We start from the raw sequence: 14321 nt of genomic DNA on the forward strand, positions 1-14321 counted from the left end.
GATTCAACGAGTGCGCAAAAACAGGTATTTTTCTTACCCTTATTATTTTTGATAACTCTAACGAACATAGAAGCACCTTCTTTCTTAACTACATTATACAACAAAAGTAAAGGAAATAATATAATAAATAGATAATTATACTTAACTACAAGTAAAAAAGACACTCTTTTATTTCCAAAAAAATAAAAAAGAGCCAACTTACTAAGTTGACTCCATTGGCCCTATGAAATTTATTTCATAAGGCTTTTTTATTTATTAAATTTGATCAAATGCTTGATTTAAATCAGCAATCAGATCATCAACATTCTCTAATCCTACAGAAATACGAATTGTTCCTTGTTGCACTCCTCCAGCTAATCTTTCTTCTTCACTCATTTGAGCATGTGTTGTTGATGCAGGATGTGTGAGTAGACTTCTAGAATCAGCAAAATTTGTCACATGAGTAAAAAGTTGAATATGATTAATAACTGATTTTCCAGCTTCTAAACCACCCTTCACTCCAAAAGTAAACAATCCTCCAAAACCTTTTGGAAAATATTTCTGACATAAATCATATGATGAATGGCCTTTTAACTCAGCATAGCTTACCCATTCCACTTTTTCATGATTTTGTAAAAATTCAGCAATCTTTCTTGAATTTTCAACATGTTTATCCATACGTAAAGATAATGTTTCTAATCCAAGTAAAGTCATATATGCATTAAATGGCGACATACATCCACCTAAATCTCGCAATGTTTTCGCAACAGCTTTGGTACAAAAAGCCTCTTGTCCTAAATCGGCATAAACAATATCATGGTAAGCTTTATCAGGTGTTGTCATCAATAGGTATCTTTCATTATGCCAATCAAAACGGCCACTATCCACAATGATTCCTCCCATAACATTTCCATGTCCAGCAATATATTTTGTCGTAGAATAAACAACCAAATCAGCACCATGTTCAATAGGTCTAAATAAATAAGGCGTTGGAGTTGTATTATCTACAACAAATAATAGATGATGACGATGACAGATTTCACTAATCGCATCAAAATCTAACATATCTCCATTAGGATTACCTACAGATTCAACAAAAATCATTTTTGTTTTCTCATTAATCAATGATTCCATTGTCTTTAGATCACGAGGATTGACAAAGTGAGAAATAAATCCCATTCCTTGCATTGTTCCTGATAATGAACCAATCGTTCCCCCATATAAGTTATTGGCAGCAATAATTTCATCACCACTTTGACAAACAGTCATAATCAATCCCATGATAGCTGCTGTGCCAGAGGCAAAAGCTACCGCTCCTACACCACCATCTAAAGCAGCCATTCTTTGTTGAAGAACATCTACTGTTGGATTAGATAAACGTGAATAAAAATAGCCACCTTCTTCTAAGGCAAAAATATTTTTTGCCTGATCAGCACTATCAAATGTAAAAGCATTAGATAAATAAAGTGGTACACCTGTTGCTTTTGTTACAGGATCAGGTTTTTGTCCTGCATGTATCTGCAATGTTTCAAATTGATATTTCTTTGACATTCATATTCCCCCTTTTATGAAAGATATTGTATCACAAATAAAATACAAAAAAAAGCTATTCCATAGATAGCTCAATAATAATGATTACAAATATTTACCATATCTTCAATATATACACGACCACCAGAGATGATATCATCATCTAAATGATGTTTTGCTTTAAATGACTTCTTACAAGAATATGTTTCTCTCATTAATGGTAAGTCTTGTTTTAAACATAATTGAATGATTTTTTCCATTTCTTTGCTTTTAAAACAAAATAAGTTAAATAATGCCAGATTACGAATATGTTGACGAGATAGCTGACATATAAAATTTTCTAATTCTTTATCTTTTAAACATGGATATTCTTCAAATCCAATAACCAGAAGATCAATGTCTTCCTGAAAAGAAAAATCTGTTATTGGTTTGGCATAAGTTCGTGCATATCTTGCCATGTCTTCTGCTAAAAGTTTTGCATCTTTGCAATGCGTTGTATAAACAACTTGAACTTTCATAAAACCAGCCACCTTTCTATTTTATTATAAAAACAAAATATGAACTGAAAATAAACATGTGTCCTTATCGTTTCATAAATCAAATCATATGTTATGATGGAAGGAGGTTTATATGAATATTTTTCAAGAAGATAAAAACTGTTTTTCACCATTTTATATGTCAAATCAAACAAGACAAAGTCAACCTGTTCTTTTTGATCCACAGGAAGCTATTTCATTAGGTAATTTATTTAAAGATCTCTATATGTCTTATCAGGGATTTTCTAATTATTGTCTACAACCTGAAAATGCACGTCAACAAGCGTTACTAGAAGTTCAGATGTATTATTTTGTAGCACATGAAATCAATCTCTATTTAGATATGCATCCTCATGATGAAAAAATGATTCAATTATATGAACAATATATTCAAAAGGCAAAACAAAGCCAAGATGTATTTGAAAAGAGATATGGTCCTTTAGAAGTACAAAACACTCAAAATAAAATCCCATTTGAATGGATACAAGGTCCTTGGCCTTGGGAATATCAAAAAGATTAAGGAGGTTTAAAAATGTGGATTTATAGTAAGAAATTACAATATCCTATTTCCATTAAAAATAAAGATTTATCTATGGCCAAATTCATCATTACACAATTTGGTGGACCTAATGGTGAACTTGCTGCTTCAACACGTTATATTACACAACGTTATACAATGCCTGATGAAAAAGGAAAAGCTTTATTAACCGATATCGGTACTGAAGAACTTGGACATATGGAAATGGTATCAACAATGGTTTATCAATTAACACAGGGAGCAACAATGGAAGAAATTAAAGCTGCTGGTTTACAAAGTTATTATACTGAGCATGGCTGTGCTTTATTCCCTAATGATGCCAATGGTGTTCCATTTAATGCTATGGTCTTTTCATCAACTGGTGATCCTGTTGCTGATTTAGCGGAAGATTGTGCTGCTGAACAAAAAGCCAGAGCCGTTTATGAAAACTTGATGAACCAAACACGTGATCCTGATTTACTTGCTCCATTATCTTTCTTACGACAACGTGAAATTGTTCATTATGAAAGATTTAGAGAACTTTATGAAGAATATGTTCAAAAATATTATCAACCTGATTTTCCTTCAAAATGTTAAAAACCCGAAAAATTCGGGTTTTTACTTTGCTGAAGCATAAGCAATAAATAATCCAATAAGTGCAACAACCGTTGTAAACAGATCTCCTACAAACAGTGAACGAACACTTAAAGTGAAAATATCTAACAATGATATAAATTGCATACCCATACCTGCTTCATGTAAAGGAAGATAGATCATAGTCATTTCTCCCACGACATAACAAATAACAGTTAAAATCACACTTAAAATAGCCATTTGTGATGAATGAATTTGTGATATTTTAGTCACTGTTCCAGCAACAACCAAAGCACATATAATATAAAATAATGATGAAGTAATATGTAAAGAGTGAATCACAATTCCAAGTACTACACCACTCGCAATGGCAGTCAATAATCCTAAACCAATAACTTTACTCCATTGTGCAGAATTTAAAAACTGATCATTATTAGAACGAAAATATTTCTTTGCTTCTTGTCTTTCTTTATATTCTTTGTATTTATCCTGAAATGACATAACTTACCTCCAATTAATGAATAACATGTTTTTGATGTTTAAACATCAATAAAATATATGTACAAATAAATCCACTCACTAACCCAGCTAAATGTCCTGATAATGAAATAGATGGAATAACAAATGAAATAACCAACATCAAAATAACATTAGGTGCTAATTGTTTGAAAATATCCATATAAATATAGTGATAATGTAAAGCTAAAGCTCCTAAAGCTCCAATCAATCCAAAAATAACACCACTAATTCCACCACTTACAACATTAGCCCCATATCCAGTCAATAGATAAAAAATATAAGGCAGTCCAGTTGTCATAAAAGCAGTGACAATAATTAAAATAAGATATTTTTTAAAATCCAGTGATTTTTCAATAAACATCCCCAAACCATAAAGAGAATAACAGTTCACAGCTAAATGAAGAAAACCAAAATGAATGAAATTAGCTGTAAAAAAACGATAATATTCATGCGTTACCATTACATATACAGGATTATAACCACCAAAAAATAGGCCCTCATAAGCTGTCATTTCTTCACCAAACAGAAAAAAACTTAAAATATAAACAATAATACATATACCAATCAGAGAAACTGTAATTGGAGCTTTCTTAAATTGCCATATCAACCTATTTAACATATTATTCATCCAAGAACTCATAGATAGACATTTGATCTACAAGAACTTCTTCCTCCTCCTTTACAACTTCATTTTTTTCAATAATCTGATCAAGTGTTAACAATGACAAAACATCATCATAACTCATTTTAATAGCTCCCATTTCCAACAAACGAATATTACCACCATAACGATTATCATCAAGAACCATTTGTTTAGTCCAATGATAATGAAAATTTTGAATCGTTGTAAACCATACTGCACCACTATTAATATGTGTAGCTGTAATAATTTGTATATCACTTAAACCACAAACGTAAATATTTCGATCTAAAGCATTCGTTACATTGAAATATGCAAATGGATCAACTGCACTCATGAGTAACATACGTCCATCTTTGATATATCGAGAATAAGTTTTCTTTTTATCAAACATATGATCACTTACAAAACAGATTGCATTTCCACCTAAATTCAAAAATGTTTTCAATGCATATGCATCTGTTCCCTTTGTTCCATTAGCAACCAATACTTTTTGCTCATCATAAACTTTTGTGACAATATTTTTTGTATAAGTATTTAATCTCTTTTCGAGTTCCTGTGGTCCTACAACAGATACCATATGATTTTGAGTCAAAGACATATCACCAACATAATACAAATACAAAGGTGCTCGTTTTTTTAGAGTTGTCGTTAAAACAGTAGGATAATTATCTTCATATTTTGTAGTAATGGAAATGCCCTCATTTTCAAGATTAGACAAAGCAAATAACAATTCATTAATTGTTGATAATCTTGCAATCATCTTATAAGCAATATATTCTTCAATACCTAAAATATCTATCAATGTATCTTTATTCATACCAAATAATTTAGATGGCGTTTTTTTAGTAGAACTTTTCAATTTACGTTCTACATTATACCATTCATCTTGAGAAAGAGCGGCTGTATTATCAACAACCAAATCTCCACAAAATAAAAGAACAGCCAAGCTATCTAAATTTAACTGTATTTTCATAAAACCACCTGCACTTTGCCATTATTATATCATAGTTGGATAAATCCGTCGATAAAAAAGGTATGATAATGCATCATACCCTTTGTATTTCAATTATTCAATTCCCATTTTTTCTTTAACAGCAGCTTGTGCAGCAGCTAAACGTGCTAATGGTACACGGAATGGAGAACATGAAACATATGTTAATCCTAATTTATGGCAGAATTCAACAGTGCTTGCTTCTCCACCATGTTCACCACAGATTCCAAGTTTGATATCAGGACGAGTTTTCTTACCTTTTTCAATAGCAATTCTCATTAATTCTCCGACACCTTCTTGGTCTACTTTAGCAAATGGATCTGATTCAAAGATTTGTTTACCATAGTAATCACCTAAGAATTTAGCAGCATCATCACGGCTGAATCCATAAGTCATCTGAGTTAAGTCATTTGTTCCAAAGCTAAAGAATTCAGCTTCTTCAGCAATTTTATCAGCAGTTAAAGCAGCTCTTGGGATTTCAATCATAGTACCAACTTTATATGGCAATTCTACACCAGCTTCTTTAATAATCTTATCTGCTGTATCACAAACAACTTTCTTAACATATTTTAATTCATGAACATCTCCAACAAGAGGAATCATGATTTCAGGAACAACATTTTGTCCTTCTCTATTGACTGCGATAGCTGCTTCAATAACAGCTCTTGTTTGCATTTCAGCAATTTCTGGATAAGTCACTGCCAAACGGCATCCTCTATGACCCATCATTGGGTTGAATTCTTTTAATGATTCAACACGAGCTTTTAAAGCATCAAAAGTCATACCTAAGCTTTCAGCAAGTGGACGAATTTCTTCATCAGTATGAGGTAAGAATTCATGTAAAGGTGGATCCAAGAAACGAATAGTTACTGGATAAATTTCCATAGCTTTAAACAATTCTTTAAAGTCACTTCTTTGATAAGGTAAGATTTTTTCAAGTGCTTCTCTTCTTGCTTCTTCAGTTTCAGCAGTAATCATACGTCTGAAGTTGAAAATTCTTTCTTCTTCAAAGAACATATGTTCTGTTCTACAAAGACCAATACCTTCTGCACCAAATTTACGTGCCTGTAAAGCATCTCTAGGTGTATCAGCATTTGTACGAACTTGTAATTTACGTACTTCATCTGCCCATTCCATGAATGTTTCGAAATCACCACTAATTTCTGGTTCAACAGTTTTAATTTGTTCACCATAAACATTACCAGTGCTTCCGTCTAATGACATATAATCACCTTCATGATATTGTTTACCATCAGGTGTAGTTAAAATTTTATTTTCTTCATCAATCTTTAATGAACCACATCCACAAACGCAGCAAGTTCCCATACCTCTGGCAACAACTGCAGCATGTGATGTCATACCACCACGAATTGTCAAGATACCATGAGCAATATTCATACCTTCAATATCTTCAGGTGAAGTTTCAAGACGAACTAATAAGATATCTTGAACACCATTCTTTGATGCTTCAATAACATCTTCAGCAGTAAAATAGATACGACCAGTAGCGGCACCTGGAGAAGCAGCTAAACCAGTAGCTACAACTTGTGCACAACGTAATGATACATCATCAAAGTTTGGATGTAATAATTGATCTAATTGTTTAGGTTCAACTTTTAATAAAGCTTCTTCCTTAGTAATCATACCTTCATTAACAAGATCAACAGCAATCTTTAAAGCAGCAGCAGCTGTTCTTTTACCATTACGTGTTTGAAGCATAAATAATTTACCATCTTCAATTGTAAATTCCATATCTTGCATATCTTTGTAATGATCTTCAAGGATTTTATTAATTTTTACAAATTGATCATAGCAATCTGGCATAACTTCTTTTAATGTATCAATTGTTTGAGGTGTACGAATACCAGCAACAACGTCTTCACCTTGAGCGTTCATTAAGTATTCACCATATAATTTCTTTTCACCAGTAGCAGGGTTTCTTGTAAAGGCAACACCTGTACCAGAAGTTTCTCCACGGTTACCATAAACCATTTCTTGAACGTTTACAGCTGTTCCCCAGCTTCCTGGGATATCATTTAAACGTCTATAAGTAATTGCACGATCATTATTCCATGATCTAAACACGGCTTTAATAGCTTCCATCATTTGTACTTTAGGATCTTGAGGGAAATCTACACCAGCATGTTTTTTATATTCTTCTTTATAGATTTCTACAACTTCTTTTAAATCATCAGCTGTTAAATCTGTATCAAATTCAACACCTTTTTCTTCCTTAACTTTATCAAACATATGTTCAAATGAACTTTTTGGGAATCCCATAACAACATCAGCGAACATTTGAATAAAACGACGATAGCTATCATAAACAAAACGAGGATTTTGAGTCGCTTCAGTAAATCCTTTAGCCACTTCATCGTTCATTCCTAAATTTAAAACTGTATCCATCATACCAGGCATAGAAGCTCTTGCCCCAGAACGTACAGAAACAAGTAATGGATTATGTGCATCCCCCATTGTTTTTCCTGTAATTTTTTCTAATTCAGCAAGTTTTTCATAAACTTGGTCTTCGATTTCTTTAGCAATCACTTTCCCGTCTTCATAATATCTAGTGCAGGCTTCAGTTGTGACAGTAAATCCTTGAGGTACAGGCAAACCAATATTTGTCATTTCAGCTAAGTTAGCCCCTTTACCACCAAGTAAGTTACGCATGTCTTTATTTCCTTCACTAAATAAGTAGACATATTTTTTCATATAACTTCCTCCTTTGTTACTACTTTTCATATTATACACTATGTGAGTGCTTACATTCAATAAAAAAATGACGGAATTTAAAAAAAGTGAATGAATCTTTTTTCAAAATTCATTCACTCTCTTTTAAATTTATTTGAGCCATTCGTTGTTTTTTATTCGTCCTGTGCTAATTCTATACGAACACGTCTTCCTTTAATTTTTTGATTATAACAATAGTCAAGAACCTTTTGAGCAGCCCCTGGACTTAGATTAACAAAAGTAAACTTTCTTTTGATTGTGATATCTCCAATTTCTCTTTTTGGAATATCTGCATAGCGTACAAAAAAATCAATAATATCTTTGACATTAACTTTATCCATTGAACCTACTGTCATAAAAATACGCTGTTCTTCTTTATTCATCTCATTAAGACTTTGATAATCATATCCAACTCTTTGAGAATAACACATAGCAAGTAATGCTGCAATCACATCGTTTTTCATATGCTGTGGAATATCTTTTACAATCTTTTGAAAAGGTTTCATATTTCCTTTAAGCATGATTTCCTGTACATCAAACAATAATTCTTTAACTTTTTGATCAAAGATATCTTCAATAGCCGGAATATCTAATTTTTCAATATGACTATGTGTATGTTTTTCAATAGCTTTTAAGAAATTTCTCTCACGTGATGTTACAATAGAATAGGCTTCCCCTTTTTTATTGGCACGACCAGTTCTTCCAATACGATGAATATACAATTCTTCATCTTGAGGCAATTCATAATTAATCACATGTGAAATATTGTCCACATCTATTCCTCTTGCTGCAACATCTGTCGCAACTAGATATTGAATTTGTCCAGTTTTAAATCTTCTTAACGTATTCATTCTTTGGTTTTGTGATAAATCTCCATGCATAGCTTCAACATTATAATGCTTTTGTTGCATAGCTGCGACAACTTCATCAACAGAACGCTTTGTTTTACAGAATATAATCGCATTATCCATTTCTCGAGAATCTAAAATACGGCATAGAACTTCAAAACGACGATTGACTTTCGTTTCAAAATAATATTGAGAAACCGTAGAAGCTGTCATTGTTTTGGCTTTGATTTGAATATGCTGATAATCTTCATGCATATAAAAACTTGCTATTTTCTTGATATCACTTGGCATTGTAGCTGAGAATAAAACTGTATGTCTGTCTTCAGGAACGGTTTGTAAAATCGTTTCAATATCATCAATAAATCCCATATTCAGCATTTCATCCGCTTCATCAAGAACGAGCCATTCAACACAATCTAATTTTAATGCTTTACGACGCATTAAATCTAAAACGCGTCCAGGTGTTCCAACAACAATGTCTGCACCTTTTTTTAAAGAACGAATCTGTTTTTCTATTTCACTTCCACCAAAAACACTGACAATAGATAAACTCGTATACTTACCAATACGTCGAAGTTCTTCATCAATCTGTAATGCAAGCTCACGGGTTGGTGATAATACTAAAGCTTTTACTCCATCATCCTTTTTATTAATGCAAGACAATAAAACACTTCCAAAAGCCAAAGTCTTTCCAGTTCCAGTCTGAGCCTGTCCAATAATATCCTTTCCTTCCAATAATACAGGAATAGCTTTTTCCTGAATAGGAGAAGGGAGCACATACCCCATCATTTCAATACCTTGTAAAACCTGTTTTGATAAACCTAAATCATAAAAAGTGACTTGTTGCATATATAACCTCTCTTTCATCTACATTCGCCTTGTATCCGACAAAATCAAGGCAAACGTCATACAAATCATTCAAAATAAAAGTCAGGAAAAGATTTTTCCCGACTTACTTTTTTCTTTTCTATGCGATAATATCATACTCTCTACAAAAACACAACTCTTTATTTATTTTTTTGATGTTCTAAAATATAAGGCCTTACCTGTGCTAAAAAATAAAGTGATCCCGTTACAAAAACAACACCTTCATGTAAAAATGCCTGATCAATGGCTTTATGCCAATCTTTTTCAATTTTAACAGGAAAGTTTTCTGCCAATTTTTCAACGGTTTGTGCTCGATAAAAATCAAATTCACAAACAGTAATATCATCTGTTAGTTTTAACAACATTTCCATCATAGCGTGCGTATCTTTATCTTTTAAAGCACTAAAAATAATTTTGATATGCGAATATTTTTTAGCTGACTGATAAAAAGCTTCTATACCTTCCTTATTATGAGCTCCATCAATAATAATAAGCGGATGCTGACATACAGTTTCAAAGCGCCCTGCCCAGGTTGCTTCTAATAAGCCATTTAAGAGCTGTTCATCAGTATAGGTTAAATATTCGTACTCTTTTAAATATTCCAATATTTCTATGGCTAACGCACTATTTTGGCATTGATAAATGGCCGATGTATTTAATCTTACATGATAATGACGATAATCATAGGTTAAATAATGACCATGATCTTGAATATTTTCTATATGTCTTGTTTGTATAAGTGGACTATGCAATTTGTCACATATATTCTGAAAAACATTTAAACATTCACTCTTCTTTTCACCTGTTACATAGGGAATCCCTTCTTTAACAATACCAGCTTTTGTACGTGCAATCTGTTCATATGTATTTCCTAAATATTCAACATGGTCTAAACCGATATTGGTATTGGCACAAATCATTGGATAGATAATATTTGTTGCATCCAAGTCACCACCCAATCCAACTTCAAAAACTGCAAAATCAACACGATGTTTAATAAAAAACATAATCGCAATAAAAACTTCTATTTCAAACATAGAAAGTTCATATTCCAAACATAAATCCATATAACGATTTGCATAAGCAATAATTTCATCTTCTTGAATGTGCTGATTATTAATACGCATAATTTCTAAACGTGTTACTAAAACAGGTGATGTAAAAGTTGCCACTTTATAACCTGCATTTTGTAATACAGAACGTATATAATTCGTTGTTGAACCTTTTCCATTTGTTCCACCAATATGAATAGATTTCAATAAAATTTGAGGATTCCCCATATCTTTCATAAAACGTTTGAAATTATCCAGGGCATAAACACGTTGCTTTTGACTGGCAATAAAATCATGAACTTGCTGATAATGAGTAAAACGTTTTTGAATTTGATGGCGATAAACAAGTTTTTGTTCTGCTAATTGATCTTCGAGAATTTCAAAGCCCAATTGTTTATATAAAGGCTCTAATGTTTGAGAAACAGTCACATATAAATCATCACAAGATAATTGTATAGCTTTACGTATCAAATCACTGGCAATGCCTTGATGACGATAACTTTCTAAAACGCATAAATATTTGATGTGTTGAAATTCATAAATCCCAATAACCCCTACCAGTTTCTTTTCAAAAGCTCCAATAAAAAATAGCTTCTTTTGGCGAGAAAGAGTGAGTATTTCTAATAAGGATTGCTGGTCATTATAAAAAAGTTGCGCTGCTTCTTTAATTTCATGTCCTCTTAAAATTCTTAATTCCACAATGTTCTCCTTTACAAAGAAAAAACAGCTTAAGCTGTTTTTTAAATTTTTTCAAAACGATCTACGTCTACTACAAAGACAGTTGCTCCACCAACTAAGACATCCACCATGATAGGTGTAAAAAATTCTCCCATTTCAGTAGGTGGAACCGTAGGTTCCTTTTCTACACGCTTTCTAGCATGAGCTTTTATAATCTCAAGTGCCGGATCCACTTTATCATCATTTGTTCCGATAAAGAAAGTTGTATTTCCTTTCTTTAAAAAACCACCAGATGTTGCTAACTTCGTAACAAAGAAACCACCTTCAGTCAATGCTGTCTGAACAGCATTACTATCATCATTATTTACAATTGCAATTATGAGTTTCATAGTCTGACTCCTTTCTTTCTTTTATCTTATCACTTTTTTAAGATAAGTACAATTTTTTTAATAGTCTTCTATCATTTCCCCATGTTGTCGTGGTAAGAAACGTTCTTCATAAAAACGCAAAGCATAGCTGTCTGTCATTCCTGATAAATAATCACTGACAATCAACTCACTAGGAGATTGGCGATAAGTTTCTGTCATTTTTGAAACATGAGCACATATACCCTTTTGAGGATAATGACGGTATATGAAATCATCGTATAAAATATCATATAATTCTTTCACCATTCGTGTTAATTTTTCGTTTTCTTTCAATATTGTGGGATGATGATGAATATGTGTTGAAATAAATGTAAAGAGAATTTCTAAGGCATGAAAGACTTCTTTTGAAAATTCTAAATATGGTTTATGATAACTATGAATAACCAAATCACCAATCAAACGATTAATAATGGCTTTATTATCTTTACCTAATACTTGAACCACTTCTAATGGTAAATCATCTATAGAAATAATACCTACCTTAATTGCATCTTCAATGTCTTTACCAACATATGAAATAACATCAGAAATACGAACAACACATCCTTCTAATGTCATTGGCAAAATCTTAAAAGAATAATCTTTCTCATGCCAACATTTTTCATATTCTTCCCAAAACTGTTCAATTGTTTTATGACTATCTGGTTTATATATAGGTGAAAGAATCTCACCATTATGGCATAAGATTCCATCTAAGACCTGTAAAGATACATTATATCCGATTCCATTTCTTTCTATAAACAGTAAATTTCTAACACTATTCGCATTATGCGTAAAATAGCCAAATCCTCTTTCTTCTAAACAATCATTAATAGCTTTTTCACCTACATGTCCATATGGCGCATGACCTAAATCATGTCCTAATGCAATAGCTTCAATTAAATCTAAATTCAGATTTAAACCTCTACCAATCTGTCTTGCTATACGTGATACCCACTGGACATGTAAAGAACGCTTAGTAATGTGAACATTACTAAAAAAGGATAATGCCTGTGTCTTGTCGACATAACGGCTATAACTTTTAGAATATAAAACACGATCAATATCTTCTTCAAAAGGCCAGCGAATATCAAATTCTTTGGCTTTCTTTTTTGTATTCTTCACTTTAATACAATCACTATTACATGTTGCATAAGGAGACAATCTTTCATCTGCTAATTTTGTTTCTCTTAAAGAATCATGAATAATTTGATCTTGAGCTTTCATGAAATCACATCCTTTTTCTTTTTTTATTTTTTATAGTATAATACTTATGGTGATTTGATGCAAAATAATATACAAAATAATTTAATTTCATGGTATAACCACAACCATCGCCAATTTCCATGGCGAGAAACCACGAATCCTTACTATATATGGATTAGTGAAATTATGTTACAACAAACAACAACCGAAGCAGTCATTCCCTATTATAAACGTTTTATTCAAACGTTTGATACTATTGATAAATTGGCTAGTGCCTCTTTAGAAGAAGTTTATAAATTATGGGAAGGTCTTGGTTATTATCGTCGAGCTAAACATATTCATGAAACTGCACAACTGATTTGCGAAAAATATGATGGACAGTTTCCTGACACCTATGAAGATATCTTAAAACTCAAGGGGATTGGTCCTTATACTGCTGGAGCTATTTGTTCTATTGCTTATGGATTGTCTACTCCTGCCATTGACGGCAATGTGTTAAGAATTATCTCACGATTATATGCCTTAACTGAAAATATTGCTTTACCAAAAGCTCAAAAGAATATTTTTCATATTGTGAACGATTTATTGATTGGTTATGATGCTTCTGCCTTTAATCAAGGTTTAATGGATCTTGGTGCCACTATTTGTCGTCCTTTAAATCCACAATGTGAAATTTGTCCTATTGCCCCCTTTTGTAAAGCCAGACAATCTGGACAACAGAAAGTATTACCTATTTCTATAAAAAATATCAAACATAAAGAACTCAATTACATAACTGGCATTATTACTTATCAAAATCAATATGTCATGATTCAAAATCCTGCCGGATTATTAGAAAATTTATATGGTTTTATTCAATACGAGTTGGAAAGCCCCTATCGCTTTATTGAAGAATTTGAAAAACAGTATCATATATCATTATCTCTTGTTTCATATCATGGTCAGGTTAAACATGTTTTTACGCATCGTACATGGCATATGCATATCTATCATTTTACAATTTCCAAACCATTGTCATCATTATATAGTTTAAATGATATTTCACAGCTTCCTGTTTCAACGGCACATTTAAAAGTTTTAAAGCATTATTTAAAAACAATCGAATAATAGAGTAGAGGGAAGAAATTAATCTTCGCCCCTCTCATTGCACTTATCCCGAATTATTGATTATCCCGAAAAACAGGTTTTTCCAATGAAAAATCAAGTAAAATTCGGGATAATTTT

Annotated in this window: 13 protein-coding genes; 3 read left to right on the forward strand and 10 right to left on the reverse strand. The window is 32.1% G+C overall.

Annotation, left to right across the window (positions count from 1 at the left end):
- Nucleotides 1-255: 255 nt before the first annotated feature.
- Complete coding sequence (locus B5E87_RS13565; protein WP_087245732.1) at nt 256-1530, reverse strand: O-acetylhomoserine aminocarboxypropyltransferase/cysteine synthase family protein; 1275 nt, start codon at nt 1528-1530, stop codon at nt 256-258.
- Nucleotides 1531-1601: 71 nt separating this feature from the next.
- Complete coding sequence (locus tag B5E87_RS13570; RefSeq protein WP_087245734.1) at nt 1602-2027, reverse strand: hypothetical protein; 426 nt, start codon at nt 2025-2027, stop codon at nt 1602-1604.
- Nucleotides 2028-2139: 112 nt separating this feature from the next.
- Between B5E87_RS13570 and B5E87_RS13575 the strand changes: the two genes are divergently transcribed.
- Together B5E87_RS13575 and B5E87_RS13580 are read left to right on the forward strand one after the other, a co-directional pair.
- Nucleotides 2140-2565, forward strand: coding sequence for a spore coat protein CotJB (locus B5E87_RS13575; protein ID WP_241147188.1), 426 nt, complete (start codon nt 2140-2142; stop codon nt 2563-2565).
- A gap of 12 nt (nt 2566-2577) precedes the next feature.
- On the forward strand, nt 2578-3159 hold the full coding sequence (locus B5E87_RS13580) for a manganese catalase family protein (RefSeq protein WP_087245736.1): 582 nt from the start codon (nt 2578-2580) through the stop codon (nt 3157-3159).
- Nucleotides 3160-3180: 21 nt separating this feature from the next.
- On the opposite strand, the gene B5E87_RS13585 is transcribed toward B5E87_RS13580, so the two are convergent.
- The 8 genes from B5E87_RS13585 to B5E87_RS13620 form a co-directional block, all read right to left on the reverse strand.
- Nucleotides 3181-3657, reverse strand: coding sequence for a hypothetical protein (locus B5E87_RS13585; RefSeq protein WP_087245738.1), 477 nt, complete (start codon nt 3655-3657; stop codon nt 3181-3183).
- Between the two features lie 13 nt (nt 3658-3670).
- Nucleotides 3671-4315 (reverse strand): rhomboid family intramembrane serine protease, encoded by a 645-nt coding sequence (locus tag B5E87_RS13590; protein WP_206399313.1) that lies wholly within the window; start codon nt 4313-4315, stop codon nt 3671-3673.
- The gene (locus B5E87_RS13595) at nt 4296-5291 is read right to left on the reverse strand and encodes a DNA-processing protein DprA (RefSeq protein ID WP_087245740.1); all 996 of its coding nucleotides are present in this window, start codon (nt 5289-5291) and stop codon (nt 4296-4298) included. The genes B5E87_RS13590 and B5E87_RS13595 overlap by 20 nt, the downstream gene beginning before the upstream one ends.
- A gap of 93 nt (nt 5292-5384) precedes the next feature.
- Nucleotides 5385-8021: a pyruvate, phosphate dikinase gene (gene ppdK / locus B5E87_RS13600; RefSeq protein ID WP_087245742.1), complete on the reverse strand. Its 2637-nt coding sequence runs from the start codon at nt 8019-8021 to the stop codon at nt 5385-5387.
- A gap of 152 nt (nt 8022-8173) precedes the next feature.
- Complete coding sequence (locus B5E87_RS13605; RefSeq protein ID WP_087245744.1) at nt 8174-9736, reverse strand: DEAD/DEAH box helicase; 1563 nt, start codon at nt 9734-9736, stop codon at nt 8174-8176.
- A gap of 158 nt (nt 9737-9894) precedes the next feature.
- Nucleotides 9895-11505, reverse strand: a complete 1611-nt coding sequence (locus B5E87_RS13610) for a GNAT family N-acetyltransferase (protein ID WP_087245746.1) — start codon at nt 11503-11505, stop codon at nt 9895-9897.
- A gap of 41 nt (nt 11506-11546) precedes the next feature.
- Entirely contained in the window at nt 11547-11873 is a 327-nt protein-coding gene (locus B5E87_RS13615; protein WP_087245748.1) for a cyclic-di-AMP receptor, read from the reverse strand.
- 57 nt (nt 11874-11930) lie between these two features.
- Nucleotides 11931-13118, reverse strand: coding sequence for a deoxyguanosinetriphosphate triphosphohydrolase family protein (locus B5E87_RS13620; RefSeq protein WP_087245750.1), 1188 nt, complete (start codon nt 13116-13118; stop codon nt 11931-11933).
- Between the two features lie 57 nt (nt 13119-13175).
- On the opposite strand from B5E87_RS13620, the gene mutY reads away from it, so the two are divergent.
- On the forward strand, nt 13176-14204 hold the full coding sequence (gene mutY, locus B5E87_RS13625; protein ID WP_087245752.1) for an A/G-specific adenine glycosylase: 1029 nt from the start codon (nt 13176-13178) through the stop codon (nt 14202-14204).
- Nucleotides 14205-14321 lie beyond the last annotated feature (117 nt).

Source organism: Massilimicrobiota sp. An142 (genome assembly GCF_002160725.1).
GTDB lineage: Bacteria > Bacillota_I > Bacilli_A > Erysipelotrichales > Coprobacillaceae > Allocoprobacillus > Allocoprobacillus merdigallinarum.

Excerpts from the sequence above, each read along its gene's own strand:
- B5E87_RS13580 (WP_087245736.1), top strand. The coding sequence starts at position 2,578 with ATGTGGATTTATAGTAAGAAATTACAATATCCTATTTCCATTAAAAAT.
- B5E87_RS13605 (WP_087245744.1), bottom strand. The coding sequence starts at position 9,736 with ATGCAACAAGTCACTTTTTATGATTTAGGTTTATCAAAACAGGTTTTA.
- B5E87_RS13570 (WP_087245734.1), bottom strand. The coding sequence starts at position 2,027 with ATGAAAGTTCAAGTTGTTTATACAACGCATTGCAAAGATGCAAAACTT.
- B5E87_RS13590 (WP_206399313.1), bottom strand. The coding sequence starts at position 4,315 with ATGAGTTCTTGGATGAATAATATGTTAAATAGGTTGATATGGCAATTT.
- B5E87_RS13585 (WP_087245738.1), bottom strand. The coding sequence starts at position 3,657 with ATGTCATTTCAGGATAAATACAAAGAATATAAAGAAAGACAAGAAGCA.
- B5E87_RS13565 (WP_087245732.1), bottom strand. The coding sequence starts at position 1,530 with ATGTCAAAGAAATATCAATTTGAAACATTGCAGATACATGCAGGACAA.
- B5E87_RS13595 (WP_087245740.1), bottom strand. The coding sequence starts at position 5,291 with ATGAAAATACAGTTAAATTTAGATAGCTTGGCTGTTCTTTTATTTTGT.
- B5E87_RS13615 (WP_087245748.1), bottom strand. The coding sequence starts at position 11,873 with ATGAAACTCATAATTGCAATTGTAAATAATGATGATAGTAATGCTGTT.
- mutY (WP_087245752.1), top strand. The coding sequence starts at position 13,176 with ATGCAAAATAATATACAAAATAATTTAATTTCATGGTATAACCACAAC.
- B5E87_RS13620 (WP_087245750.1), bottom strand. The coding sequence starts at position 13,118 with ATGAAAGCTCAAGATCAAATTATTCATGATTCTTTAAGAGAAACAAAA.
- ppdK (WP_087245742.1), bottom strand. The coding sequence starts at position 8,021 with ATGAAAAAATATGTCTACTTATTTAGTGAAGGAAATAAAGACATGCGT.
- B5E87_RS13575 (WP_241147188.1), top strand. The coding sequence starts at position 2,140 with ATGAATATTTTTCAAGAAGATAAAAACTGTTTTTCACCATTTTATATG.